This is a genomic window from Haemophilus sp. Marseille-P9675, from assembly GCF_916862695.1.
Lineage (GTDB): Bacteria > Pseudomonadota > Gammaproteobacteria > Enterobacterales > Pasteurellaceae > Haemophilus > Haemophilus haemolyticus_K.
Window position 1 is genome coordinate 483,855 of the sequence record NZ_CAKASP010000001.1, and the last position, 23,872, is coordinate 507,726.

Sequence of the window (23,872 nt, forward strand, 5' to 3'; positions counted from 1 at the left end):
CAATAGGGCTTTGCAAAATGAATACTAGATGGAGATTTATCATGAAAAAATTAGCATTAGCTGCATTAGTGTTGGGTTCAACGGTCGCTTTAACCGGTTGTTTTGATAAAGATGAGGCAGCACAAAAAGTTGCAGAGGCAAAACAAGCGGCAACTTCAGCTGTTACGGATGTGAAAGAAGCTGCAACTAATGCTGCAGCAGATGTAAAAACTACTGCACAACAAGCTGTATCTGATATGAAGGATATGGCAAGCAACGCTGTAGATTCTGCAAAATCAGCGGCAGCAGAAAAAATGGCTGAAACTAAAGATGCAGCTATGGCTAAAGTTGAAGATGCGAAGAATGTGGCAATGGAAAAAGTTGAACAAGCCAAAAATGCAGCGTCTTCAAAAATGGAAGAAATGAAACAATCTATAGGTGAAAAAGCGAATCAAACAATTGATGCGGTGAAAGAAGCTACTAAATAATTTTGTGATTAAATAGAAAAATCCCTATTGTGAATTCAATAGGGATTTTTTAGTTTTAGTATTTGATATTATTTTTTCCAGATAACATGAAATTCACGATTTTCTTCTCGGTGAGAAATTAAAAATTTTGCAAATATATCGTCCATTTCATCTTGATTGTTTACTAATCCAACCCAAATCTCGGCATATTCATTCGGATCGATGAGTACGCCAATTTCATCTTCCCAGTTATCGGCAGTTTCTACAAACTCAACACCACCTCGTTCTTCAAATTGTAGGTTGAAGAGAAGGATATCGGCTGGATCAAGATTTTCACTTGCCATTTCTAGAAAAATATCGTACGCAATATCAATTGCTGTATCAGGATCAAGTTTTTTGATTTCAGTCATCATAAAATATTCTCATAAAACTAAGGGTTATTTATTGGTAATTTTATTTCTCGAATGTTCATTGAGAAGCCATCAATAATGAGTAATCTACCACATAAATTTTTGCCAATTTTTAAACGCACTTTAATTGCTTCTAATGCTTGAATAGAACCAACAATCCCAACAATTGGGGCTATTACTCCAGCTTCTACACAACTTAATATATTCTGCCCAAATAATTTACTTAGTTCACGATAGGTTGGTGTATTTGATTCATAGGTAAAGACTGAAATCTGGCCTTCCATTCGGATTGCTGCACCAGAGATTAAGGGAATGTGCGCCTTCTCGCATTGGCGATCAAGTTGATTGCGAATATCGACGTTATCAGTGCAATCTAAGACAAGATCAAAGTGCGGTATTAATTTGGACAGTTTTTCTTCGGTTAGTTTTTCATTTATTGTTTGAATATCAATATGTGGGTTAAGCTGTTCTAGAGCTATTTTAGCAGATTCAACTTTTGGCATATTCAGTCTAGCATCACAATGAAGCACTTGACGTTGTAGATTGGAAAGTGAAACATGGTCAAAATCTAATAGGGTTAGGTGTCCTATACCTGAAGCGGCTAAATATTGACTAGCCGCACAGCCTAATCCACCTAAACCTACAATGAGAATTTTGCTCTCTTTTAGTTTTTCTTGTCCTTCAAAATCAATCGATTTAAGAATGATTTGCCGGTTATATCGTAGCTCTTCTTCGTAACTTAATTCAGTCATAGGTTACCCCAATAAATGATTGAAGAGTTCTATGGTTACACGTTCACCTGCTGATACATTGCCACGCTCTTGTTCTAATACAATAAAACAATTACTTTTTATGAATGCACTAAATAAGTGAGATCCTTGAAACCCAACAGGCTTAACCTCAATTTGTCCTTGTGAGTTGATGTGATAAAAACCTCGTTGGAAATCTAAGCGACCAGGAGCTTTTTTTAAGTTTGTTGAAGCAATTGCTGAAAAACGTGCTGGATTTTTCCATTGTTTTTGACCTTGCAATTTTGCAATAAGGGGCTGAACGAGTTGATAAAAAGTCACAAGTGCAGAGACAGGGTTACCAGGTAAGCCACAAAACCATGCATTTTCTAGTTTACCAAAAGCGAAAGGTTTACCAGGTTTAATGGCAAGTTTCCAGAAATTAATTTCACCTACTTTTTCTAATACTGTTTTAGTGAAATCTGCTTCTCCAACAGATACTCCACCACTGGTAATCACTAAATCAGCCTGTTTTTGTGCAGATATAAAGGCTTTTTCAAATTCAGCCTCATTGTCTGGTAATAATCCTAAATCAATAACTTCACAATGAAGTTTTTCTAGCAGTAATTTTACGGTGAATCGGTTTGTATCGTAAATCTGTCCAATTTGTAACGGTTTACCTACCTCGACAAGTTCATCCCCAGTGGAAAGTATGGCCACTTTTAATCGATGATAACATTTTACTTCTGAGATACCTAAAGAAGCTAATAATGGTAAAGAAACGGCATTTAATTCATCACCTTGTGTTAATACAATATCTCCTTTTTTAACATCCTCTCCAATACGACGAATATTTTGATTGATTTTAGGTAATTCAGAGAAGGTGATTGTTCCGTCTTCATTTATGTTGACTTGTTCTTGCATTACGACAGCATCAGCGCCTTCAGGAATCATTGCTCCAGTCATAATTCTTATTGCACTCTGAGCAGGCCATGAGCCTTGAAATGGTATTCCTGCAAAGGATTTACCTGCAACAGAAAGAGTCAGTGATTTTTCTAAATCAGCTAAACGTACAGCATAGCCATCCATCGCAGAATTATCAAAAGAAGGGACATTAATAGGGGAAATAACATCTTCTGCACAAATTCTATTAGCGGCTTGTTGTAAATTAAGTGTTTCAATTTGTGTAGGAAAGGTGATTTGTTCTAGCATATTATTACGGGCTTGATCCAACGTGAGCATAGAGATTCCTTAATTAAAGTAAAATTTTAAAGTATTGTAGTCTGAAAAATCTTAAAACTAAAGATTTCATTTTACTTAGTGATTTTTCTCATTTTGCGTTCGCTTTATCCTTTGTTAGAATAACGCATTATTTTTTTAGGAAAGACTGTTATGACCGATATTTCACAAGATGCAATAAGTGTGCGTGATGCTTTAATTGCTAAGGGCATTGAAACGCCGATGATAGATCTAAACCAATGTAAAGAAGCACGTCGCTTAGGTATTGCAAAACATATGCATGAAGTGATGAAATTAATTGGATTAGATTTACGAGATGATAGTCTTGAAGAAACACCTAATCGTTTGGCAAAAATGTTTATTGATGAGATTTTTAGTGGAATGGATTATGCAAATTTCCCTAAAATGACAAAAATTAAAAACCAAATGAAAGTGAGCGAAATGGTGCAAGTTAATGATATTACATTGACGAGTACTTGTGAGCATCACTTTGTGACGATTGATGGTAAAGTTTGTGTGGCATACTATCCAAAAGATTGGGTTATTGGTCTTTCGAAGATTAATCGTATTGTGTCGTTTTTTGCACAGCGTCCACAGGTACAAGAAAGGCTAACAGAACAACTTCTCACAGCTTTTCAAACTATTTTAGAAACAGATGATGTCGCCGTTTATATTAAGGCAACACACTTTTGTGTGAAAGCACGGGGAATTAGAGATACAAATAGTTATACTATTACCTCTGCTTATGGAGGCGTATTTTTAAAAGATCGTGATACGCGTAAAGAATTTCTTGCTACTATTCAGAAATAAAATGGAAATAAAATCGCCGCACTTTTTGATAAAAGGCGGCGTTTTTATTTATCCAAAAGATTTTCTCTCTTGATTTAACAGATAGTTTGGCGGTAGTTCAGGCGTAGAATCTTGTTCATCAAAGGATTCAATTTCAGGTTTGAGATAAAATTCAGCTGCTTCATGATTGCTTTTCGTTTTGCCTAATAATTGTGGCTGAAGTTTTACAAAAGTACTATTCGGTGCAAGCCAGATGCCGATAAATGCTTGATTAAATTTAGCATCAAAATCATGTTCCAAAACAGTGTCATTTAAGACGAAGTAGCCTCTATCTGGTAAGGCAATATAGTTCAAGATATCGTTTGGTGAGAAATCAGGAAATGTAGATTGCATTTCTTTAAGCCAGCTTTGAGTATCGCCATCATTAAGTTTTAAGGTTTCGATTTCTTTAATAAGCGTAATCGCAAAATTTTTCCCTTCAATGGGTTTTTCATATTTGAAAGAGAGCATTAATGGGCGTTCATTTTCTTGATAAGTGCCCGTTTCGGAAAATAAACCAATGGTATAAACATGGAACGGCCCCCACGTGTATTCGGCATTTCCGATGGGTTGCCAATGAGCAAAAGGTGCGGCAGAAAAAAACGTAATTATTGCCACAAAAAGGGATTTCATTTTCATAATAAATTGCCGTGAATAAAATTGTGTTGATTATAACAAACCGCATCAAAAAACAAACGAGAAACGAGTAAAAAGGCGAGTAATTTTACTCGCCTTTAATATTACTGATGTTAATTTGTGCGGTGTATTATTTTAGACTACCCACCATATCTTCAGGGCGAACCCATTTATCAAAATCTTCAGCAGAAACTAAACCTAAATTAATTGCTTCTTCACGCAATGTTGTACCATTTTTGTGTGCCGTTTTTGCAATTTTAGCCGCGTTTTCATAGCCAATATGCGTATTAAGTGCGGTCACCAACATCAATGAATTTTCAAGTTGTTGTTTAATTCTTGGATAGTTTGGTTCAATACCCACAGTACAGTGTTCATCGAAAGATACGCAAGCATCACCTAATAATTGAGCAGATTGTAAGAAGTTTGCAATCATCACAGGGTTGAACACATTTAATTGGAAGTGACCTTGTGAACCCACAAATGCGATAGTGGTGTCATTACCAAATACTTGTGCGCAGACCATTGTCATCGCTTCGCATTGAGTTGGGTTGACCTTACCTGGCATGATTGAAGAACCCGGTTCATTTTCAGGAATTAAAATTTCGCCAATTCCCGAACGAGGGCCTGATGCTAATAGACGAATATCGTTCGCAATTTTAAATAAACTCATTGCTAATTGACGTAATGCACCGTGAGTTTCAACAATCGCATCATGAGCCGCTAATGCTTCAAATTTATTATCTGCTGTGACAAATGGAAGTGCGGTGAATTTTGCAATGTAATCTGCCACTTTCACATCATAGCCTTTAGGCGTGTTCAAACCTGTGCCAACCGCAGTACCACCTAGTGCTAATTGACTTAAATGCGGAAGAGTATTTTTTAATGCTTTTAAGCCGAAATCTAATTGAGCAGCATAAGCTGAAAATTCTTGACCTAATGTCAGTGGAGTTGCATCCATTAAGTGAGTGCGGCCAATTTTTACCACGTTTTTGAAAGCTTCAGATTTTGCTGCAAAAGTTTTTTGTAAACGTTCAACACAAGGAATAGTGTGCTCAACTACTTTTTTATATGCAGCAATGTGCATTGCTGTTGGGAAAGTATCATTTGAAGATTGTGATTTGTTCACATCATCATTTGGGTGAATGATAGATTTTTCGCCTAATTTACCACCGTTTAACACATGAGCACGATTTGCAACTACTTCGTTCACATTCATATTAGATTGTGTACCAGAACCAGTTTGCCAAATAACAAGTGGGAATTGATCATCTAATTTATTTGCTAAAATTTCGTCACACGCCTGAGCAATTAAATCACGTTTTTCAAGAGGTAATACACCCAAATCATGATTAGCAAATGCGGCTGCTTTTTTCAAATAGCCAAAAGCCTCGATAATTTCATGTGGCATTGATGCGGCAGGGCCAATTTTAAAGTTATTGCGTGAACGTTCAGTTTGTGCAGCCCAGTATTTATCTGCTGGAACTTGAACTTCACCCATTGTGTCTTTTTCAATACGAAATGCCATTCTGTACTCCTATGAATTGAATGAAAATTAAAACGCAAGTGATTTTAACACTTCCGAGTTATGAGTGGAACGTAACAAAAACGTTAAAAATCAGTTTTGTGACATAGATCATAAAAGTGCGGTGGATTTTCATGCATTTGTAATAATGTATATTTAATTATTTATTTTTTAGGGTTTTTTCGTTAAAATTTCACCCTTTTTATAGGGCAAGATTGAGAAAATAACGGGGCTAAAATGGCAAAAACTGCGCAATTTTACATTCTTACGGAAGATTGTACGTTAGCTGTCGAAGAAATAGCCTGTAATCTTGCTGCCTCAATATGGCGCTCAGGGAAAAAAGTATTAATTAGCTGTGAAAGTGAGACTCAAGCGCTAGAGATTGATGAGCGTTTGTGGCAACGAGATCCCAATGAATTTGTTCCGCATAATTTATCGGGTGAGGCAACACAATATCCCACACCGATTGAGATTTCATGGCTTGGGAAACGAAATTTACAACGCCGTGACGTGTTAATTAATTTGCAACAAGAAATCCCAGATTTTAGCCATAGTTTTACCCAAATTGTTGATTTTGTACCGAAAGATGACGCCTTAAAAACACAAGCTCGAGAACGTTATAAACAGTTAAGAGCATTGGGATGGGTACTTTCTACAGAAAATATAGCATAACAGAATGGAGTAATTATGAAGAAAACCAAATTTTGCTTAGGATTATTAGGAATAGCAGTATTGATGATTTCAGCTTGTGAGAAACAAGAAAATAAAGTTGAAGCTACACCTAAAGTTGAAGAAACTCAACAGGCCACAAAACAGGATATTAAAAAGGAAGCTGCTCTTTTAGAAGAAAATAAAGAGAAAACTTCTGTTGTAGATCAGAAATCTGAAGCTGTTGAACAAGAAAAAATGGTTGAAGCTGAAAAAACGGTAGAGATGACTACTCAACAAAAAACGCAAGAAACTCAAGTTTCATCTAAAGTATCGCCGGCTCCAGCTAAAATAAAACAAAAGAATGATCCAAATACAGAAAAACGAAAAATATTACAAATACTAGAACAACAATATCAGCAAGTTCGTTGTACTAGCGAGGGAGAGAAACTAGGTTCTGAGAGTTTTTGCCATCAAGAAGAATATCGCTTATTAAATGAAATTGATCGTTTAAAGAAAGAATTGAGATAGTTTTTGTAAAAACTTTTTAAAACCCAACCGCACTTTAAGGATCAAAATGCAACCAAATGACATCACTTTTTACCAACGCTTTGAAACCGACATTCTCGCTGGGCGTAAAACCATCACCATTCGAGATAAATCCGAAAGCCATTTTAAAGCAGGCGATATTTTACGTGTTGGGCGGTTTGAAGATAACCAATATTTCTGCAGCATTAAAGTATTAAGTGTTTCGCCAATTACTCTTGATGAACTGACTGAACAGCATGCGAAGCAGGAAAACATGAGGTTGGCGGAATTGAAAGAAGTGATTAGGGGGATTTATCCGGGTGAAGAGAAATTTTTCATTATAAGTTTTAAATTAAAAGATCTATCTAGTATTACCTATTAAATTTGAGAGTGAATTATGAAACTAAATAAAATAATAGTTTTAACTTTTTTAAGTTTAAGTTCTTTAGTTATTACATCTTGTTCTTCATATCCTGAAAAGAAAGATCCTATTGATTCCCAAGTTGTATCATTAAATAATGGAAATCAATTAACTATTAATTATAGATGTGGAAATGTTGATGAAAATTACCTTAAACCATGCTATGGAACATCTAGTTATTCAAAAAGTGATGGAATTAGAATTATAACCCCTTCAGACAAAGCAAAAAATACAGTTGGTAATCTTGTTGGTGGTTTATTTTGTATCACTAGCTTAGGAAATATTTGTGTTTATGATGGTTTCCCTGACCCATCTAAACTAGAAGGAAGTAAGTTAAATATTGAAGATATAATTCATACTTATGCATATTCTAAATATATTGATTTAATTAAAAATAATCTTGTTCTAACTGTTAAAAATGAGAATTTTTCAAAATCTCCGATAGATTTTTTTAAAGAGGAAACTTTCTTGTTATATGATCAAACTGATAATGATTTATATGCATTATTTGTTAACTTCACTATCTATCCTTATGGTTCTAGAGTTGACAAGTCAATGAAATGTTATGAAAGAAGTGAGAAGTTCAGTAAGAAAATATGGGAAGATAATAATTACGAAAAAGTTAGAATTGAATCGAAAAAAATAATAGATAAATGCTTTTCAAAGCTAGACGATGGATATTTTAAACGCTTAGGAAATCATTACGACCATTTAGCAAATATTTTATAAATTTAATCAAACGGTGCAACAAGTTGCACCCTACCAAAGAGAAAAAATAAATGACACAAAAATTCGAAATGGCAGACCGTTTTAATCCGTCTGCGGTAGAACAAGTCCTTTATCAACATTGGGAAGATAGCGGTTATTTTAAACCGTCTGAAAATGAAAATGCGCCGAGCTATTGCATTGCAATTCCGCCACCGAATGTAACAGGTTCTTTGCACATGGGGCACGCCTTCCAACAAACCTTAATGGATACTTTAATCCGTTTTAACCGTATGGAAGGGCATAATACCTTATGGCAAGCGGGGACAGACCATGCGGGTATTGCAACCCAAATGGTGGTGGAGCGTAAAATTGCGGCTGAAGAAGGCAAAACTCGCCATGATTATGGTCGAGAAGCATTCATCAATAAAATTTGGGATTGGAAAGCCTATTCAGGTGGCACAATCAGTCAACAAATGCGCCGTTTAGGTAACTCAATCGACTGGGAACGTGAGCGTTTCACGATGGATGATGGTTTATCTAACGCAGTAAAAGAAGTGTTTGTTCGTTTACACGAAGAAGGTTTGATTTACCGTGGCAAACGCTTAGTAAACTGGGATCCGAAACTTCACACCGCGATTTCTGATTTAGAAGTAGAAAACAAAGAGAGCAAAGGTTCCCTTTGGCATTTCCGTTATCCGTTAGCTAACGGAGCTAAAACGGCAGATGGTAAAGATTATTTAGTGGTGGCAACCACGCGTCCAGAAACCATGTTGGGCGATACAGCGGTGGCGGTTCATCCTGAAGATGAGCGTTATCAATCTTTAATCGGTAAAACTGTGGTTCTACCGTTGGCTAACCGTGAAATTCCGATTATTGCCGATGAATATGTCGATCGTGAATTCGGTACTGGTGTGGTAAAAATTACCCCAGCGCACGACTTCAACGACTATGAAGTGGGTAAACGTCACAGCTTGCCGATGGTTAACGTATTAACCCTAAATGCAAATATTCGTGATGAAGCGGAAATTATCGGTACTGAAGGCAAACCACTTGCGGGTTATGAGGCGACTATTCCTGCGGATTACCGAGGCTTAGAGCGTTTTGTTGCACGTAAGAAAATCGTGGCAGATTTTGAAGCACTTGGTTTATTAGACGAAATCAAACCACACGATTTGAAAGTCCCTTATGGCGACCGTGGCGGCGTGCCGATTGAGCCGATGCTAACTGACCAATGGTATGTTAGCGTGAAACCACTTGCTGATGTAGCAATCAAAGCGGTAGAAGACGGCGAAATCCAATTCGTACCGAAACAATATGAAAATCTTTACTTCTCTTGGATGCGTGATATTCAAGATTGGTGTATTTCTCGCCAACTTTGGTGGGGACACCGTATTCCTGCGTGGTATGACTCAGAAGGCAACGTGTATGTGGCACGCAACGAAGAAGAAGTGCGGTCAAAATATAACTTAGATTCTGCGGTTGAACTCAAGCAAGATGAAGATGTGTTAGACACATGGTTCTCATCAGGCTTATGGACGTTCTCAACGCTAGGTTGGCCAGAGCAAACTAAAGAGCTCAAAATGTTCCACCCAACGGATGTGTTAATCACGGGCTTCGATATCATCTTCTTCTGGGTTGCGCGTATGATTATGTTTACGATGCACTTCGTAAAAGATGAAAACGGCAAACCGCAAGTGCCATTCAAAACCGTGTACGTAACGGGCTTAATCCGTGATGAGCAAGGCCAAAAAATGTCTAAATCGAAAGGTAACGTGCTTGATCCAATTGATATGATTGATGGTATCAGCCTTGACGATTTACTTGAAAAACGTACCGGCAACATGATGCAACCGCAATTAGCAGAAAAAATTGCTAAAGCAACACGCAAAGAATTTGTAGACGGTATTGCGGCTCACGGTACGGATGCATTGCGTTTCACATTAGCGGCATTGGCTTCAAACGGTCGTGATATCAACTGGGATATGAAACGTTTAGAAGGCTACCGCAATTTCTGTAATAAATTGTGGAATGCAAGCCGTTTCGTGCTCACAAATGACAAATTAGATTTAAGCGAAGGCGAGATCGAGTTCTCATTGGCGGATCGTTGGATTCAATCTGAATTCAATCGCACAGTGGAAACTTTCCGTAATTCATTAAGCCAATATCGTTTTGACCTTTGTGCGAATGTAATTTATGAATTTACCTGGAACCAATTCTGTGACTGGTATTTAGAATTGACTAAACCAGTATTTGCCAGCGGCAATGCAGCACAAATCCGTGCAGCAAGCCAAACTTTGGTTCACGTGTTAGAAAAATTACTATGTTTAGCACATCCGCTTATTCCATTTATTACCGAAGAAATTTGGCAAAAAGTGAAAGGATTTGTAGGCATTACGGCTGACAGCATTATGTTACAACCTTTCCCACAAGTGGAAGAAAACGGCTTTGATCCTGAAGCGGAAGCTGAAATTGAATGGTTAAAAGAAGTGATCGTTGCGGTGCGTAATATTCGTGCAGAAAGCAACATCGCACCAAGCAAAGGCTTAGATCTGTTATTCCGTAATTTAAGCGTAGAAAACGCAAAAATTCTCGAAAAACAGACCGCTCTTTTGAAAGCGATGGTGAAATTAGACAACGTTCAAGTATTAGCTGCAAATGAAACCGCACCGCTTGCGGTAGCGAAACTTGTTGGCAATGCTGAATTACTCGTGCCAATGGCTGGCTTTATCAATAAAGAAGCAGAGCTTGCGCGTTTAACCAAAGAGATTGAAAAATATCAAAATGAAGTTAAACGTATCGAGAATAAACTCAGCAATGAAGCTTTCGTGGCTAAAGCGCCAGAAGCAGTGATTGCAAAAGAACGCGAAAAACAAGCGGAATACCAATCCGGATTAGAAAAAATTCAAGAGCAATATAAGGCGATTGAGGCGCTTTAATTTTAATAATAAAAACGTCGGTTTAATCTGACGTTTTTATTTTTTTCTTTGTTTTGCTAAATATTTTCAGATAAACCAAAAAAATTGGGTATGGAATAACTCGATAGAAAGAGTATCTAATTATATATTGGAAAGGAGAAAAGGATTTTATTTTCTATATTAAGGTTTTTAATTAATGAATATTGTATTTGTACTAGATAAAAATTATTCTAGTTATTTAGAGGTGGCTCTAAAGTCAGTGCACTATCACCATCATAATGTAAATATTTATATTATTCATGATGGTATTTCAAGAGCTGAATTAACGAGAGTCGGACAGTATTTAGCTCATCGAGGCAACTCTCTGCATGACTTGTATATTGAAGATGTTAATAAGTTAATTATATTTCCAACAGTAGGATCTCCAGATCATATTGGGGCATTTTCATTAGTTCGATTGTTTGTTCATCGTTTACTCCCAGAAAACCTAGACAAAGTTATTTATTTAGATGTAGATGTAATTATTAATAAGCCAATAGATAAACTTTGGAATATTGACATAGATAATTATTTATTGGGAGCTGTTACTGATTATGGTATGGAATTCCATTGGTTCCATAAGTATTTTGATAAACAACAGTATATTAATTCTGGCGTGATGCTAATTAATTTAAATAAATGGCGTGAATTAAATGTTGATAAATATTTTATTGATGGCGCATTAAAATATGGTAAGAAATTTGAATATGGTGATCAAGATACAATTAACTTTAGCTTAAGTAAGGAATTGATTAAACTATTACCTATTGGATTTAATTTTCAAGTGGGTTTGTTAGAGGATAGATTGAGAGAGGCAGATATAGATTTAAGTCCTCATTTTACTTTTGTGCCAAATATTATTCATTACACAGGAAAGTTTAAACCTTGGTTAAACGAAGATCATGAAGATTTCCCCAAATTTTATAAAGATAATTATATTTTTTATCAGAATTTAGATTGGAATAGCATATAAATAAAATAGTCGTTCAGTTAGAACGACTATTTTATTATTTTTGATTTAATCCTAAAAAATCCCTAACTTCGTGTTCGAATGGACTCATAGCGGTAGGGCTTCTTGGGTTTTCTTGGCTTCATCTTCATCAATAACACTCATTGCAAAGCCTACATGAACGAGAACCCATTTGCCAAGTAAACCGACTTGAAATATTCATATCACGTTATACGTCATATGTGTTGTAATTAGGGCGGGTAAAGTTGGTATCGGAGAAGAGGATAATCAGCCCGCGCTGGGAGTCTTCGTTTACCGCATAGCCGCTGATACGTTGGAGTACGCCTTTGAGTTTTTCGTCTAATTCATTTAAAAAGCTTGTTGTAATGAGTGATTTTCATCGACAATCTTGGTCGTCTCGCTTGCATAAATTATGCCCTCTGTAAAGTGATTTTTATAGGAAGTTTGAATATTCAAACAAATTATCAGGTGTCATTTTATCGAAAAACAGTATCAGGTTGAAAGGGATTTTTGCGTGCTAAATTCAATGATTTCCAGTAGAATGAGGCGCTTTTATAAATAAGGAATAACTATGGCAAGAGAATTTAAACGTAGCGATCGCGTCGCTCAAGAAATACAAAAAGAAATAGCAGTCATTTTACAACGCGAAGTGAAAGATCCCCGTATTGGGATGGTGACCGTTTCTGATGTGGAAGTGTCAAGTGATTTATCTTACGCAAAAATCTTCGTGACTTTTTTATTTTATCATGATGAAACGGCAATTGAGCAAGGCATGAAAGGCTTAGAAAAAGCATCGCCTTATATTCGTTCATTACTAGGCAAAGCGATGCGTTTACGTATCGTGCCAGAGATTCGCTTTATTTACGATCAATCCTTAGTGGAAGGGATGCGTATGTCAAATCTTGTGACAAATGTTGTGCGTGAAGATGAGAAAAAACACGTTGAGGAAAGCAACTAATGTCTAGACCTCGTAAACGCTGGCGTAATGTTGATGGTGTGTTTTTATTGGATAAACCACAAGGCATGTCATCAAATGACATCATGCAAAAGGTGAAGCGTTTATTTCAAGCGAACAAAGCTGGGCATACTGGCGCGCTCGATCCGTTGGCAACGGGGATGTTGCCGATTTGCTTGGGCGAAGCAACTAAGTTTTCACAATTTTTGCTTGATGCAGATAAGCGTTATCTTGTTACGGCAAAATTAGGCGAACGTACCGATACTTCCGATGCGGAAGGGCAAGTCGTGGAAACTCGTGAAGTTCATGTTGAAACTCAGCAAATTTTGACCGCACTTGAACAATTTCGTGGTGATATTTTACAAGTGCCTACGATGTTTTCCGCACTAAAACATAACGGTAAACCGCTTTATGAATATGCGCGCCAAGGTATTACGGTTGAGCGTGAGGCACGTCCAATTACGATTTTTGAACTTAATTTTATTGAATATAACGCGCCTTTTTTAACCTTAGAAGTGCATTGTTCAAAAGGTACTTATATTCGCACCTTAGTAGATGATTTAGGTGAAGTATTAGGTTGTGGCGCGCATGTGACAATGTTACGCCGTACAGCCGTAGCGGATTACCCCGTAGCAGAAATGATGCCAATCGATGAGTTACAACTGCTTGCTGAAAGTTTTCAATTAAGTGAATTGGATCGTCTATTACTGCCAACCGATACCGCTGTAAGTAAATTGCCCGCTTTGCATTTGGATGCAGAGCAGAGTAAAGCCATTGGTTTTGGTCAGCGAGTGAAATTTGCTAACGACGAGCAATTAAGCGGTCAAGTGCGGTTATTTTCAGCGGAGAATTTATTCTTAGGTGTGTCATTAATCGATGGGAATATTATTCGCCCACAACGGTTAATTACGCAATCCGCATAACCTAATTGCCTTTCCTATAAAATTCTAGTAATCTCATCTGTAATTTATTTTTTACAATATATGTAAACTAAATATTGCAGGTGAGTTTTATGGAAGCCCTTAAGGATTTACGTTCTGAAATTGATTCGCTTGATCGCGAACTTATCCAACTTTTTACTAAACGTCTTGAGTTGGTTTCTCAAGTCGGTAAAGTTAAACATCAACATGGATTACCTATTTATGCGCCAGAGCGTGAAATAGCAATGCTCCAAGCGCGTCGTTTAGAGGCTGAAAAAGCAGGCATTTCAGCAGATCTGATTGAAGATGTTCTACGCCGTTTTATGCGCGAATCCTATGCCAATGAAAATCAATTTGGCTTTAAAACCATCAATTCTGATATTCACAAAATTGTTATCGTGGGTGGCTACGGTAAATTAGGTGGCTTATTTGCCCGCTATTTACGTGCATCTGGCTATCCAATTTCTATCTTAGATCGCGAAGATTGGGCTGTGGCTGAAAGTATTTTAGCGAATGCTGATGTCGTGATCGTTTCCGTTCCCATTAATCTTACCTTAGAAACAATTGAACGCTTAAAACCTTATTTAACGGAAAACATGCTACTTGCAGATTTAACCTCTGTTAAGCGTGAACCGCTAGCGAAAATGCTTGAAATCCATTCTGGTGCTGTTTTAGGTTTACATCCAATGTTTGGGCCAGATATTGCAAGTATGGCAAAACAAGTGGTTGTACGTTGTGATGGACGTTTTCCTGGACGTTACGAATGGTTACTTGAGCAAATTCAAATTTGGGGCGCAAAAATTTATCAAACTGATGCCACAGAACACGATCACAATATGACTTATATACAAGCCTTGCGCCATTTTTCAACTTTCGCGAATGGTTTACACCTTTCCAAACAGCCTGTTCATCTTGCTAATTTATTGTCGCTTTCTTCCCCGATTTATCGCTTAGAACTTGCGATGATCGGTCGTTTATTTGCGCAAGATGCAGAGCTTTACGCAGATATTATTATGGATAAACTAGAAAATTTAGCGGTAATTGAAACACTAAAACAAACTTACGAAGAAGCTTTAACTTTCTTTGAAAATAATGATCGTCAAGGTTTTATTGATGCTTTCCACAAGGTGCATGACTGGTTTGGCGATTATTCCGAACAATTCTTAAAAGAAAGCCGTCAGCTATTGCAGCAGGCAAATGATTTGAAGCAAGGGTAGGGGAAAGTGCGGTGAAATTTCACCGCACTTTTCTTTTACTGTCTCGCCAATCTTAAATTTTCAGGTAAATTCTCAAAATTAGAACGGAACGGGTTGATATCTAATCCACCACGACGAGTATAGCGTGCGTAAACAGTGAGTTTTTCTGGTTTAGCGTAGTACATTAAATCGCAAAAAATACGCTCGACACATTGTTCGTGAAATTCGTTGTGTTGACGGAACGATACAACGTAACGCAATAATTTTTCGTGGTCGATTTTTTTACCAATATAATGAATATGTAACGTTCCCCAGTCTGGTTGATTGGTAATGAGGCAGTTAGATTTCAACAAATGGCTGACTAATTTTTCTTCGACAATTTCATCCGATACGCAATCTTTCAGCCAATCAGCGTTAAATTCGTAGCTGGTAATTTCAATATCTTGTTCATCAATGCAATCGCCTTGTAAGTGATTAATTTTTTGAGAATCATAAACTGCCACTGGATTTAACCGCACTTTTACATCGCCTTGCGCACATTCGATTAAATCGCGTTGCATAGTTTGTTGAACGGCATTGACGTCGGCAAATTTGCTTTGGTTAAAGCTATTTAAATAAAGTTTAAAACTTTTTGACTCAATCAAATTTTGGCTTTGATAATCCAGATAAATGTCTGCGATAGCTACTTGCGGTAAGCCTTTTTCGTTGAGCCACGAGATTTCATAAGCCGTCCAAATATCGGCACCAATGGTAAAAGGCTGGTTTTGGGTAATGCCCAATCCATCACGATTTAACGCGCGTGGCACAGGCTGTAATAAAGCGCGGTCATATTGAGAGGCATATTCTGTTTTTTGACCGAGTTTTAAGGATTTTAAGCTGTTGTCTTGGTAATTCATTTTTTCTCCGATTAGGTGTTCGAGTTTTGCAAATTTCGACACTTTATAAATTAATTACAAAAAATTCCACGATAGATTCGAAACTAATCGACAGGTATCGCATTTAAAATGAAAGGTATCAAAAATCGCGTCTTTTAATGCCCAATTTGCACCACAAGAAGGGCAGCAACGGGACTTTTCAGATTCTAAAGATTGCCCACCTACACGATATAAATAATAGTAAGTCGGTATGCCTGTTTCTTTTTCTATTTCTTGGGCTAAATAGCGTCCGTGTTTTGAAAGCGTGCTTTGAAGCTCAGAAATTTCTGCCAAAGATTGTTGTTCTAATACCGCACCATTCATTTGTAGTTGATCGCAGGCTTGCCAATTTTCTTGCCATTTAATCAGATCTTGGCTTAAGTGCGGTTGATTTTTTAGTTGTTTATACAAAGGGATTGGTGCGAGATTTTCTCCGCTGTGAATCGGTGAGCAGCTTTGTAAATGGGTTGTGTAAAGCACTTGCCAAGCTGGTGATACATTTTCTGCTGTTTGATCTGAATTGAAATCATCGCCCACAAGTTGAAAACCATTAAAAATTACGCCGCACTTTTCTGCTTTTTGTAATGTTCGATTTACTTCTGCGTTATTATTTTGCGGGAAAAGACTATCTTGCTCAGGGCAAATGACGCGCATAGCAAAGCCTTGTGCACCACCTTCTTCTGCTAAATATAAAGGAATTTCACGTCCGATAATTTGCCCGTTATACCGCCATTGATCGATCACTGCATTGAGTAAACGACTTTGTGATTCAATGTTATTTTCGAGTGCAGTTAGGCGAAAATAGGTTTCGATTAAATACATAAATTTTTTAATTGCTGTCCGATTTGGTGTAAGCCGTTTAAACGTGTTTCGCTTAAACGTTGTGAAATGCCGAGTTCGCTAAAAAATACAGTAATATCAAATGTATTCAATTCATCCGCTGTTTTGCCATTGATTTGATTGAATAAAATACAAAGCAAGCCATTCATAATTCTGGCTTCGCTAAATCCGTTGAATTGAAAAGTGCGGTCATTTTTAGGAATAATTTGAAACCACATTTGTGCTTCGCAGCCAGTAATGGGTTGCATTTGAGCAAGTTCATCATCGCTTGGGCGAGATAAATTTTTGCCAGCTTGAATAATTAGGCGATAGCGATCTTCCCAATTTTTAGCTTGTTTTAATTGTTCTATCATTGTAATAAATCCAGTGCTTTATCTAAAGCTGTAAAAAATGCCTCTACATCTTCCTGCGTATTATAAGGGGCAAAAGACAGGCGCAATGTTGTTCGTTCGCCTAAGCGTGCTAAATAAGGCTGGGCACAATGTTCGCCCACACGAAGCGCAATATTTTGTTCGCTTAAGAGCGTTGAAAGATCAGAACAGTCAATGCCGTCAAATACAAAGCAAGCGACGGTGCTTGGTTGAGGAGAATTGAATAATCGGCAATTCTCGTAAGATTTTAACCGCACTTTGACGGATTCAGCCAAGGATATAGCGTGCTGTTCTGCTGCGGTAAAATCCCATTTTTGTAACCAATCCAGTATGGCATTAAATCCGATAACCCCAGCAATATTGGGTGTACCCGCTTCTAAACGATAAGGCAATTCGGCAAAAGTAATTCGATCATTTGATACACGATCAACCATTTTCCCACCGAAAAAGAGTGGTTGAAGTTGAGAAAGTGCGGTCAATTTTCCTGTTAAAACGCCAAGCCCATTTGGGCCATAAATTTTATGGGCAGAAAATGCGAGGAAATCTGCATCTAAATCTTGTAAATCGATTTTAATATGACTAATCTCTTGTGCTGCATCCACTAAAACCAACGCATCACTATGTTTTCTGATAAGGTGAATCAGCCGTTTAATCGGCTGTTCAGTGCCCGTGACATTTGAAACAAAATTTAGTGCAACGAGTTTTGTTTTTTCAGAAAGGGCAGAAATAAGCGCATTTTCATCAATTAGCCAATTATCTAAAATCGGTAAAACTCGAATTTTTGCACCGCACTTTTTCGCCGTTTCGTGCCAAGTGACAAAATTTGCATGATGATCTGCTTGGCTAATCAGAATTTCATCTTCTGAGTTTAATTGCGCTAGTAATCCATTTGCCACTAAGTTTATTGCGTGAGTTGTACCCGAAGTCCAGATAACAGCGCGTTTATCTTCTGCATTAACCCATTCTTTAACCTGTGTGCGAGCCTGTTCATATTGCTCCGTTTGGGCTGCATCATATTGGCTACGATGCACCGAACCTGCAGACGTATAAAATTCGGCGGTGCGATCAATTAACACTTGAGGTTTCAACGCGGTAGCGGCGTTATCTAAATAAACAACCGCATCTTCATGTTGAAAATAGGGAAATTCTTGACGAAAAGTTTGATAATCAAAAGTCATATTGATTTTTCTCTTGTCTGCGCCATTGACTTGGTTCAATTGGATTATTGTCCGCCCAAAGACCAATTCGTTTGGCTTGTGCATTTTCTTGCGCTTGAAGATAAATCGGATCATGGGAATATTGCTTATAAGCCCATGCCATACCTTGTTTAACCATTTCTAAATTAATATTTTTATCATGATAATAAACAATCGCCAATGTGCGTTGATAGCGATCTTGACCTTTTAAAGAAAGACGCACATCACGAAGATAGACCATATCAGACAACGCTTTTTTAGATTTTTGCCCAAAAGCTTGTTTTTTCTCTGGCGCATCAATTTCAGCTAGCCGCACTTTGATTTGCTTATTGCCTTTTGTAAGGCAAGTTAAAGTGTCGCCATCGCTGATACCCACAACACGACAATTACCTTTTTCACTAGAGCAAGCGGAAAGTGCGGTTAAAAAAAGTAAAGAAATTAAAATTAAGCAGTTTTTCATCATTAATCTTGGTAAATTGGCGCTATTAGTGCCAATAAGCGTGTAGAGTATTCCATTTATGGGTGATAAATGTGGAGACAGATTGTTTAAGATTCATGGTTAATAAGGTGGAACATTGTAACAAATCTTAAGCCTGATGAATAATAGCTGGTGATTTGATTGTGTTTAACTCTTTATAATTTGATATCAAAATTTGATCGAGCTCACATTTTTTTCAGATTACGCCCGATTTTATTTAAAAATAGGTGGTCAATTTTCTCTTAAAAGGCGTAAAATCTTTTTTAAACATTATCAAAAAAGTTGAAAAGGTCGAATATGGTTCAAAAGGTGTTTTTATTGGCCCGTTCTTTGGTCATTTTATACATTATGTTATATCTCGGAAATCTTATTGCACATTATGTACCTGTAGGTGTACCTGGGAGTATTTGGGGATTGTTATTGCTCTTTTTAGGTTTAACGACACGATTAATTCATTTAGATTGGATTTATTTAGGCGCGAGCTTATTGATTCGTTTTATGGCCGTACTTTTTGTACCTGTAAGCGTAGGCATTATTAAATATTCTGATTTATTAAGAGAACAGGTTAATATTTTATTACTTCCCAATATTGTAAGCACATGTATTACATTAGTTGTGATTGGTTTTTTTGCCAATCATTTATATCAACTCCAATCTTTTACACATAAACGGAAAAAAGTAATAAAACGTCGCCAAGTTCAAGAGAAACAAATAACTGAAAACATGTAGTCTTTATTTGGATGTCAATTATGCAGCAGTACGCAATTTATCTTTATACATTTTTAACAATTTTCGGATTTTGGCTTGCATTACAAATTAGTAAACGTTGGAAATCAGTCATTTTCAATTCATTTATCTTAACCGTGTTGATTCTTGTGGTAATTTTGGTTGTAGGCAAAATTCCATATGATGATTATATGGTTGGGAATGCACCAATAAACAATTTGCTTTCATTGAGTATCGTTGCTCTTGCTTTGCCGCTTTATGAACAACTCCGACAAATTGCCAAACAATGGAAAATCATTCTTTCAACGGTTTTCATTGCCTCTTTTTTAGCAATGTTAAGTGGCGCACTTTTAGCATTTCTTTTAGGCGCAACTCCTGAAATGGTCGCAACAGTTTTACCTAAATCTATTACAACGCCTATCGCGATGGAGGTTTCTCGCCATTTAGGCGGAATTCCTGCTGTTACCGCTGTAGGGGTTGTTGTTGCAGGTTTGCAAGGCTCTGTGTTTGGTTACCTTGTATTAAAAAAATTAGGTATTAAACATCAAGAAGCTATAGGACTTTCCGTTGGTTCTGTTTCTCATGCACTTGGAACAGTAAGCTGTATGGAAACTAACTCAACGGCAGGAAGTTACAGTTCTATTTCTCTTGTGCTTTGTGGGATTATTAGTTCTATTCTCGCGCCATTTGTATTTAAGCTGATTTATTTCTTTGTTTAAATATCAATAAAAATTCAACCGCACTTTATTTATTCTAGATTGTGTTTGTTCTAGATAAAGTGCGGTTGTTTTTTGTGCTAAATGATTAGATAATGCAGAAAAACGAAATAAAACAAAGCGATATGAAACCACTTATCATTGATTCTTCTTGGATAGAACGTTTTCTCCCCGATCCTCCACGCGAAAAAGATAATCGCCCACCATTTCGTCGCGATCGCGGGCGGATTCTACATTCTGCCGCCTTTCGTTGTTTGCAAGCAAAAACTCAAATTCACGCAATTGGCGAAAATGATTTTTATCGCACTCGCTTAACTCACTCTTTGGAAGTTGCACAGATTGGCAGTAGTCTCGTTGCACAGCTTAAATTTTTAGAAACCTTTGAAAGCCTTTCTCAAGCATTAAATATTGATAAAAACGAATTACAAAAGCAGTTAAAACCTTTATTGCCAAGTAATGATCTTATTGAGAGTTTGTGCTTTGCTCATGATATAGGACATCCGCCTTTTGGGCATGGTGGCGAAACGGCATTAAATTATATGATGGCAGAGCAGGGCGGTTTCGAAGGGAATGCACAAACCTTTAGAATTTTAACAAAACTTGAGCCTTACACTGAAAATGCAGGGATGAATCTAACGCGTAGAACACTATTGGGTGTCGTGAAATACCCAGCGTTGTTAGATGTGGCTTCGCCTCAATATGCAGAACTTAATTTTTCTCGCAATATTGATCCGCGTTTTGTGCGTATTCATGATTGGATTCCAGGAAAAGGCATTTTCCGTGATGATTTAAAAATGTTTAATTGGTTGCTGGAAAATCTTTCTGAAAATGACCGCACTTTATTCTGTCAATTTAAAAAAGTGCGGGAAAATCCAGCTGAATCTTTACATACTCGTTTTAAATCTCTGGATTGCAGCATTATGGAATTGGCGGATGATATTGCCTATGGCGTACATGATTTAGAGGATGCGATTGTAACTGGCGTGGTAAATCCTCATCAATGGCAAGCGGCACATTCCGAATTAAAACAAATTCCGTCAGCTTGGTTGCATGAAAAGATTGATTCAATTAGCCAACGACTTTTCTCTGATAAACATTTTGAGCGCAAACAAGCGATTGGCGCATTGGTGAACTTTTTTATTACTAATGTGCGGTGGAAATTAACGACAAATTTTGATGAACCTTTGTTACGTTATAACGCAGAGTTGCTACCGGAAGTGATTGCTGCACTTGGTGTATTTAAAAAATTCGTTTGGGATTATGTTATTCGCAATGTGGATACTCAACGAATCGAATATAAAGGGCAGAGAATGTTGACAGAAATGTTCCAGATTTTTGAATCTGATCCGGAGCGTTTATTACCGCGAAATACTGCAAATCGCTGGCGCAATGCATCAGAAGAAGGGAAGAAGCGGATTATTTGCGATTATATTGCAGGCATGTCAGATGCACACGCATTGCGGGTATATCAACAACTTTGATTTAAGAGCGAATCCCATCGAATTGATGGGATTTTTTATGCAAACCGTATAGAATAGTGCGGTTAATTTTCACTGAATTTTTATGGGGCAGTTGTGGCATTAATTAGTTTAACCAATGGATATCTTTCCTTTAGTGATGCACCTTTGTTAGATCACGCAGAACTACATATTGAACCGAATGAACGTGTTTGTTTAGTTGGGCGTAACGGCGCAGGTAAATCAACTTTATTGAAAATCATCGCAGGCGATGTGCTCATGGATGATGGCAAAATCCAATATGAAAAAGATCTTGTGGTTTCTCGTTTAGAACAAGACCCACCGCGTAATGCACAGGGCAATATTTTTGATTATGTTGCGGAAGGTGTTGGGCATTTAACGGATTTATTGAAAGAATATCATCATATTTCTGTTCAATTGGAAGAAAATTACAGTGATCAAATTTTAAGTCAATTAGAGCAAGTTCAGGCTAAATTAGAACACGCTGATGGCTGGCGATTTGAAAATAAAATCAATGAAGTGCTGTTAAAACTAGGCTTGAATCCAAACACAAAATTATCCGCACTTTCCGGCGGTTGGTTGCGTAAAGCAGCATTAGCGCGCGCATTGGTATGCGATCCTGATGTGTTATTACTTGATGAACCAACCAACCACTTGGATGTGGAAGCCATTGAATGGTTGGAAAATTTCTTACTAGATTTTCAAGGTAGCATTGTATTTATTTCCCATGACCGTTCTTTTATTCGAAAAATGGCAACACGTATCGTGGATTTAGATCGCGGTCAATTAGTCTCTTATCCAGGCAATTACGATTTATATTTAACCACGAAAGAAGAAAATCTACGTGTTGAAGCCTTGCAGAATGAATTATTTGATAAACGCCTTGCACAGGAAGAAGTGTGGATTCGTCAAGGTATCAAGGCTCGCCGTACAAGAAATGAAGGGCGAGTGCGTGCATTAAAAGCCATGCGTGAGGAACGCCGCCAACGCCGTGAGGTAATGGGAACAGCCAAATTACAGTTAGATACTTCAAGTCGTTCAGGCAAAATTGTCTTTGAAATGGAAGATGTGAGCTATGAAATCGCAGGAAAAACTTTGTTAAAAAATTTTTCAACAACCATTTTACGTGGAGACAAAATTGCGCTTGTTGGGCCAAATGGCTGTGGAAAAACTACGTTTATTAAATTATTGCTGGGTGAAATTCAGCCAACATCAGGAAAAATCCGTTGTGGTACCAAATTAGACATTGCTTATTTTGACCAATATCGTGCTGATTTAGATCCTGAAAAAACCGTAATGGATAATGTGGCAGATGGCAAACAAGATATTGAAGTCAATGGTGTAAAACGCCATGTGCTAGGGTATTTGCAGGATTTCTTATTTCCGCCAAAACGTGCAATGACGCCAGTTAAAGCTTTATCGGGGGGAGAACGAAATCGTTTATTGCTTGCAAAATTATTACTCAAACCAAATAATTTATTGATTCTTGACGAACCGACCAATGATCTTGATGTAGAAACATTGGAGCTTTTAGAAGAAATTTTGACTGATTATCAGGGCACATTGTTAATTGTGAGCCATGACCGTCAATTTATCGATAATACTGCGACAGAATGTTATTTATTCGAAGGTGAAGGGCGTTTGAATAAGTATGTGGGAGGATTCTTTGATGCGAAACAGCAACAAGCCAATTTCTGGGCAAGCAAAGCAGTAGAAGAGCAGGCTAAAGCGAAGAAAACTGAATCGCTAAAAGAAGAAAATACGGTGAAAAATGACCGCACTTCTAAGCCTAAATCAGTGAAACTTTCTTATAAAGAACAACGTGAGCTAGAACAACTTCCACAACAATTGGAAGAGCTGGAAACTAAAATCACCGCACTGCAAGCTGAAATAGCCGATCCAGCATTTTTCCAACAGGCTCATGATATTACCGACGCTAAATTAAAAGTATTGGCGGATACTGAAGCCGAATTAGAAACAGCATTTTTACGCTGGGAAGAGTTGGAAGAAAAGAAAAATTTGGCTGACGGTAAAGCTTAAAAAA

Annotated in this window: 25 protein-coding genes and 2 pseudogenes; 15 read left to right on the top strand and 12 right to left on the bottom strand. The window is 37.3% G+C overall.

The annotated features are described in order from the left end of the window. Positions 1-41 precede the first annotated feature (41 nt). Complete coding sequence (locus LIX50_RS02365) at positions 42-467, top strand: hypothetical protein (RefSeq protein WP_048952571.1); 426 nt, start codon at positions 42-44, stop codon at positions 465-467. 68 nt (positions 468-535) lie between these two features. Here the strand turns inward: LIX50_RS02365 and LIX50_RS02370 are convergent, their stop codons facing one another. From LIX50_RS02370 to moeA, 3 genes are read right to left on the bottom strand one after another with little or no spacing between them, the layout of a single operon-like run. Then, complete coding sequence (locus tag LIX50_RS02370; protein WP_179222760.1) at positions 536-856, bottom strand: HI1450 family dsDNA-mimic protein; 321 nt, start codon at positions 854-856, stop codon at positions 536-538. Positions 857-876: 20 nt separating this feature from the next. After that, complete coding sequence (gene moeB, locus LIX50_RS02375) at positions 877-1,608, bottom strand: molybdopterin-synthase adenylyltransferase MoeB (RefSeq protein ID WP_048952569.1); 732 nt, start codon at positions 1,606-1,608, stop codon at positions 877-879. Positions 1,609-1,611: 3 nt separating this feature from the next. Beyond that, the gene (gene moeA, locus LIX50_RS02380; protein ID WP_048952568.1) at positions 1,612-2,826 is read right to left on the bottom strand and encodes a molybdopterin molybdotransferase MoeA; all 1,215 of its coding nucleotides are present in this window, start codon (positions 2,824-2,826) and stop codon (positions 1,612-1,614) included. Between the two features lie 150 nt (positions 2,827-2,976). Here moeA and folE point away from each other — a divergent pair, with 150 nt between their 5' ends. Then, positions 2,977-3,633 carry a GTP cyclohydrolase I FolE gene (folE, locus tag LIX50_RS02385; protein WP_048952567.1) on the top strand — a complete coding sequence of 219 codons (657 nt, stop codon included), beginning with the start codon at positions 2,977-2,979 and terminating at the stop codon, positions 3,631-3,633. A gap of 48 nt (positions 3,634-3,681) precedes the next feature. Here folE and LIX50_RS02390 read toward each other — a convergent pair whose 3' ends face one another. Beyond that, positions 3,682-4,290 carry a chalcone isomerase family protein gene (locus LIX50_RS02390; protein WP_048952566.1) on the bottom strand — a complete coding sequence of 203 codons (609 nt, stop codon included), beginning with the start codon at positions 4,288-4,290 and terminating at the stop codon, positions 3,682-3,684. Positions 4,291-4,417: 127 nt separating this feature from the next. Beyond that, positions 4,418-5,812 (bottom strand): class II fumarate hydratase, encoded by a 1,395-nt coding sequence (gene fumC / locus LIX50_RS02395; protein ID WP_048952565.1) that lies wholly within the window; start codon positions 5,810-5,812, stop codon positions 4,418-4,420. Positions 5,813-6,046: 234 nt separating this feature from the next. Between fumC and LIX50_RS02400 the strand changes: the two genes are divergently transcribed. The 6 genes from LIX50_RS02400 (at position 6,047) to LIX50_RS02425 (ending at position 12,041) form a co-directional block, all read left to right on the top strand. Further along, complete coding sequence (locus LIX50_RS02400; protein WP_048952564.1) at positions 6,047-6,481, top strand: DNA polymerase III subunit chi; 435 nt, start codon at positions 6,047-6,049, stop codon at positions 6,479-6,481. A 15-nt stretch (positions 6,482-6,496) separates the two neighbouring features. Next, positions 6,497-6,988 (top strand): hypothetical protein, encoded by a 492-nt coding sequence (locus LIX50_RS02405; RefSeq protein ID WP_048952563.1) that lies wholly within the window; start codon positions 6,497-6,499, stop codon positions 6,986-6,988. Positions 6,989-7,034: 46 nt separating this feature from the next. Next, positions 7,035-7,367: a N(4)-acetylcytidine aminohydrolase gene (gene yqfB, locus LIX50_RS02410; protein ID WP_048952562.1), complete on the top strand. Its 333-nt coding sequence runs from the start codon at positions 7,035-7,037 to the stop codon at positions 7,365-7,367. Positions 7,368-7,382: 15 nt separating this feature from the next. Next, positions 7,383-8,135 carry a hypothetical protein gene (locus LIX50_RS02415; RefSeq protein ID WP_048952561.1) on the top strand — a complete coding sequence of 251 codons (753 nt, stop codon included), beginning with the start codon at positions 7,383-7,385 and terminating at the stop codon, positions 8,133-8,135. Between the two features lie 50 nt (positions 8,136-8,185). Then, on the top strand, positions 8,186-11,050 hold the full coding sequence (gene valS / locus LIX50_RS02420; RefSeq protein WP_048952560.1) for a valine--tRNA ligase: 2,865 nt from the start codon (positions 8,186-8,188) through the stop codon (positions 11,048-11,050). A 175-nt stretch (positions 11,051-11,225) separates the two neighbouring features. Further along, positions 11,226-12,041 carry a glycosyltransferase family 8 protein gene (locus LIX50_RS02425; protein ID WP_048952559.1) on the top strand — a complete coding sequence of 272 codons (816 nt, stop codon included), beginning with the start codon at positions 11,226-11,228 and terminating at the stop codon, positions 12,039-12,041. Between the two features lie 34 nt (positions 12,042-12,075). Here LIX50_RS02425 and hypC read toward each other — a convergent pair. Both hypC and LIX50_RS09535 read right to left on the bottom strand, forming a co-directional pair. Beyond that, positions 12,076-12,221 (bottom strand): annotated as a pseudogene (gene hypC, locus LIX50_RS02430) (HypC/HybG/HupF family hydrogenase formation chaperone); the annotation flags it as partial. A 40-nt stretch (positions 12,222-12,261) separates the two neighbouring features. Then, positions 12,262-12,494, bottom strand: a pseudogene (locus LIX50_RS09535) (hypothetical protein); the annotation flags it as partial. A gap of 115 nt (positions 12,495-12,609) precedes the next feature. Here LIX50_RS09535 and rbfA point away from each other — a divergent pair. From rbfA to tyrA, 3 genes are all read left to right on the top strand, one after another. Continuing rightward, a complete protein-coding gene (gene rbfA / locus LIX50_RS02435; RefSeq protein WP_226385859.1) occupies positions 12,610-12,996 on the top strand; it encodes a 30S ribosome-binding factor RbfA in 387 nt (128 codons plus the stop codon). Next, positions 12,996-13,916, top strand: coding sequence for a tRNA pseudouridine(55) synthase TruB (truB, locus tag LIX50_RS02440; protein ID WP_226385860.1), 921 nt, complete (start codon positions 12,996-12,998; stop codon positions 13,914-13,916). The genes rbfA and truB overlap by 1 nt, the downstream gene beginning before the upstream one ends. Before the next feature lie 89 nt (positions 13,917-14,005). Next, positions 14,006-15,130: a bifunctional chorismate mutase/prephenate dehydrogenase gene (gene tyrA, locus LIX50_RS02445; protein ID WP_226385861.1), complete on the top strand. Its 1,125-nt coding sequence runs from the start codon at positions 14,006-14,008 to the stop codon at positions 15,128-15,130. A gap of 35 nt (positions 15,131-15,165) precedes the next feature. On the opposite strand, the gene queF is transcribed toward tyrA, so the two are convergent. From queF to LIX50_RS02470, 5 genes are read right to left on the bottom strand one after another with little or no spacing between them, the layout of a single operon-like run. Next, the gene (gene queF / locus LIX50_RS02450; RefSeq protein WP_226385862.1) at positions 15,166-16,005 is read right to left on the bottom strand and encodes an NADPH-dependent 7-cyano-7-deazaguanine reductase QueF; all 840 of its coding nucleotides are present in this window, start codon (positions 16,003-16,005) and stop codon (positions 15,166-15,168) included. A gap of 54 nt (positions 16,006-16,059) precedes the next feature. Further along, a complete protein-coding gene (locus tag LIX50_RS02455; RefSeq protein WP_226385863.1) occupies positions 16,060-16,845 on the bottom strand; it encodes a Zn-ribbon-containing protein in 786 nt (261 codons plus the stop codon). Beyond that, positions 16,836-17,216, bottom strand: coding sequence for a SufE family protein (locus tag LIX50_RS02460; protein ID WP_048952685.1), 381 nt, complete (start codon positions 17,214-17,216; stop codon positions 16,836-16,838). The genes LIX50_RS02455 and LIX50_RS02460 overlap by 10 nt, the downstream gene beginning before the upstream one ends. Next, a complete protein-coding gene (locus LIX50_RS02465) occupies positions 17,213-18,412 on the bottom strand; it encodes a cysteine desulfurase (protein ID WP_048952684.1) in 1,200 nt (399 codons plus the stop codon). The genes LIX50_RS02460 and LIX50_RS02465 overlap by 4 nt, the downstream gene beginning before the upstream one ends. Beyond that, positions 18,402-18,893 (bottom strand): thermonuclease family protein, encoded by a 492-nt coding sequence (locus LIX50_RS02470; protein WP_048952683.1) that lies wholly within the window; start codon positions 18,891-18,893, stop codon positions 18,402-18,404. Before LIX50_RS02470 ends, LIX50_RS02465 begins: the two co-directional genes overlap by 11 nt. Positions 18,894-19,205: 312 nt before the next feature. Between LIX50_RS02470 and LIX50_RS02475 the strand changes: the two genes are divergently transcribed. The 4 genes from LIX50_RS02475 (at position 19,206) to LIX50_RS02490 (ending at position 23,868) form a co-directional block, all read left to right on the top strand. Next, positions 19,206-19,637, top strand: coding sequence for a CidA/LrgA family protein (locus LIX50_RS02475; RefSeq protein WP_048952682.1), 432 nt, complete (start codon positions 19,206-19,208; stop codon positions 19,635-19,637). A 20-nt stretch (positions 19,638-19,657) separates the two neighbouring features. Continuing rightward, positions 19,658-20,353 (top strand): CidB/LrgB family autolysis modulator, encoded by a 696-nt coding sequence (locus LIX50_RS02480; RefSeq protein ID WP_048952681.1) that lies wholly within the window; start codon positions 19,658-19,660, stop codon positions 20,351-20,353. 92 nt (positions 20,354-20,445) lie between these two features. Next, complete coding sequence (locus tag LIX50_RS02485) at positions 20,446-21,831, top strand: anti-phage deoxyguanosine triphosphatase (RefSeq protein ID WP_048952680.1); 1,386 nt, start codon at positions 20,446-20,448, stop codon at positions 21,829-21,831. Between the two features lie 93 nt (positions 21,832-21,924). Next, the gene (locus LIX50_RS02490; RefSeq protein ID WP_048952679.1) at positions 21,925-23,868 is read left to right on the top strand and encodes an ABC transporter ATP-binding protein; all 1,944 of its coding nucleotides are present in this window, start codon (positions 21,925-21,927) and stop codon (positions 23,866-23,868) included. The last annotated feature ends 4 nt before the right edge of the window (positions 23,869-23,872 follow it).

Coding starts and splice junctions, on each gene's coding strand:
- yqfB (WP_048952562.1), top strand. CDS start 7,035: ATGCAACCAAATGACATCACTTTTTACCAACGCTTTGAAACCGACATT.
- LIX50_RS02485 (WP_048952680.1), top strand. CDS start 20,446: ATGCAGAAAAACGAAATAAAACAAAGCGATATGAAACCACTTATCATT.
- LIX50_RS02465 (WP_048952684.1), bottom strand. CDS start 18,412: ATGACTTTTGATTATCAAACTTTTCGTCAAGAATTTCCCTATTTTCAA.
- LIX50_RS02365 (WP_048952571.1), top strand. CDS start 42: ATGAAAAAATTAGCATTAGCTGCATTAGTGTTGGGTTCAACGGTCGCT.
- rbfA (WP_226385859.1), top strand. CDS start 12,610: ATGGCAAGAGAATTTAAACGTAGCGATCGCGTCGCTCAAGAAATACAA.
- LIX50_RS02460 (WP_048952685.1), bottom strand. CDS start 17,216: ATGATAGAACAATTAAAACAAGCTAAAAATTGGGAAGATCGCTATCGC.
- LIX50_RS02470 (WP_048952683.1), bottom strand. CDS start 18,893: ATGATGAAAAACTGCTTAATTTTAATTTCTTTACTTTTTTTAACCGCA.
- moeA (WP_048952568.1), bottom strand. CDS start 2,826: ATGCTCACGTTGGATCAAGCCCGTAATAATATGCTAGAACAAATCACC.
- LIX50_RS02405 (WP_048952563.1), top strand. CDS start 6,497: ATGAAGAAAACCAAATTTTGCTTAGGATTATTAGGAATAGCAGTATTG.
- LIX50_RS02480 (WP_048952681.1), top strand. CDS start 19,658: ATGCAGCAGTACGCAATTTATCTTTATACATTTTTAACAATTTTCGGA.
- LIX50_RS02400 (WP_048952564.1), top strand. CDS start 6,047: ATGGCAAAAACTGCGCAATTTTACATTCTTACGGAAGATTGTACGTTA.
- queF (WP_226385862.1), bottom strand. CDS start 16,005: ATGAATTACCAAGACAACAGCTTAAAATCCTTAAAACTCGGTCAAAAA.
- valS (WP_048952560.1), top strand. CDS start 8,186: ATGACACAAAAATTCGAAATGGCAGACCGTTTTAATCCGTCTGCGGTA.
- LIX50_RS02455 (WP_226385863.1), bottom strand. CDS start 16,845: ATGTATTTAATCGAAACCTATTTTCGCCTAACTGCACTCGAAAATAAC.
- LIX50_RS02475 (WP_048952682.1), top strand. CDS start 19,206: ATGGTTCAAAAGGTGTTTTTATTGGCCCGTTCTTTGGTCATTTTATAC.
- fumC (WP_048952565.1), bottom strand. CDS start 5,812: ATGGCATTTCGTATTGAAAAAGACACAATGGGTGAAGTTCAAGTTCCA.
- LIX50_RS02390 (WP_048952566.1), bottom strand. CDS start 4,290: ATGAAAATGAAATCCCTTTTTGTGGCAATAATTACGTTTTTTTCTGCC.
- LIX50_RS02370 (WP_179222760.1), bottom strand. CDS start 856: ATGACTGAAATCAAAAAACTTGATCCTGATACAGCAATTGATATTGCG.
- folE (WP_048952567.1), top strand. CDS start 2,977: ATGACCGATATTTCACAAGATGCAATAAGTGTGCGTGATGCTTTAATT.
- LIX50_RS02425 (WP_048952559.1), top strand. CDS start 11,226: ATGAATATTGTATTTGTACTAGATAAAAATTATTCTAGTTATTTAGAG.
- truB (WP_226385860.1), top strand. CDS start 12,996: ATGTCTAGACCTCGTAAACGCTGGCGTAATGTTGATGGTGTGTTTTTA.
- tyrA (WP_226385861.1), top strand. CDS start 14,006: ATGGAAGCCCTTAAGGATTTACGTTCTGAAATTGATTCGCTTGATCGC.
- LIX50_RS02415 (WP_048952561.1), top strand. CDS start 7,383: ATGAAACTAAATAAAATAATAGTTTTAACTTTTTTAAGTTTAAGTTCT.
- moeB (WP_048952569.1), bottom strand. CDS start 1,608: ATGACTGAATTAAGTTACGAAGAAGAGCTACGATATAACCGGCAAATC.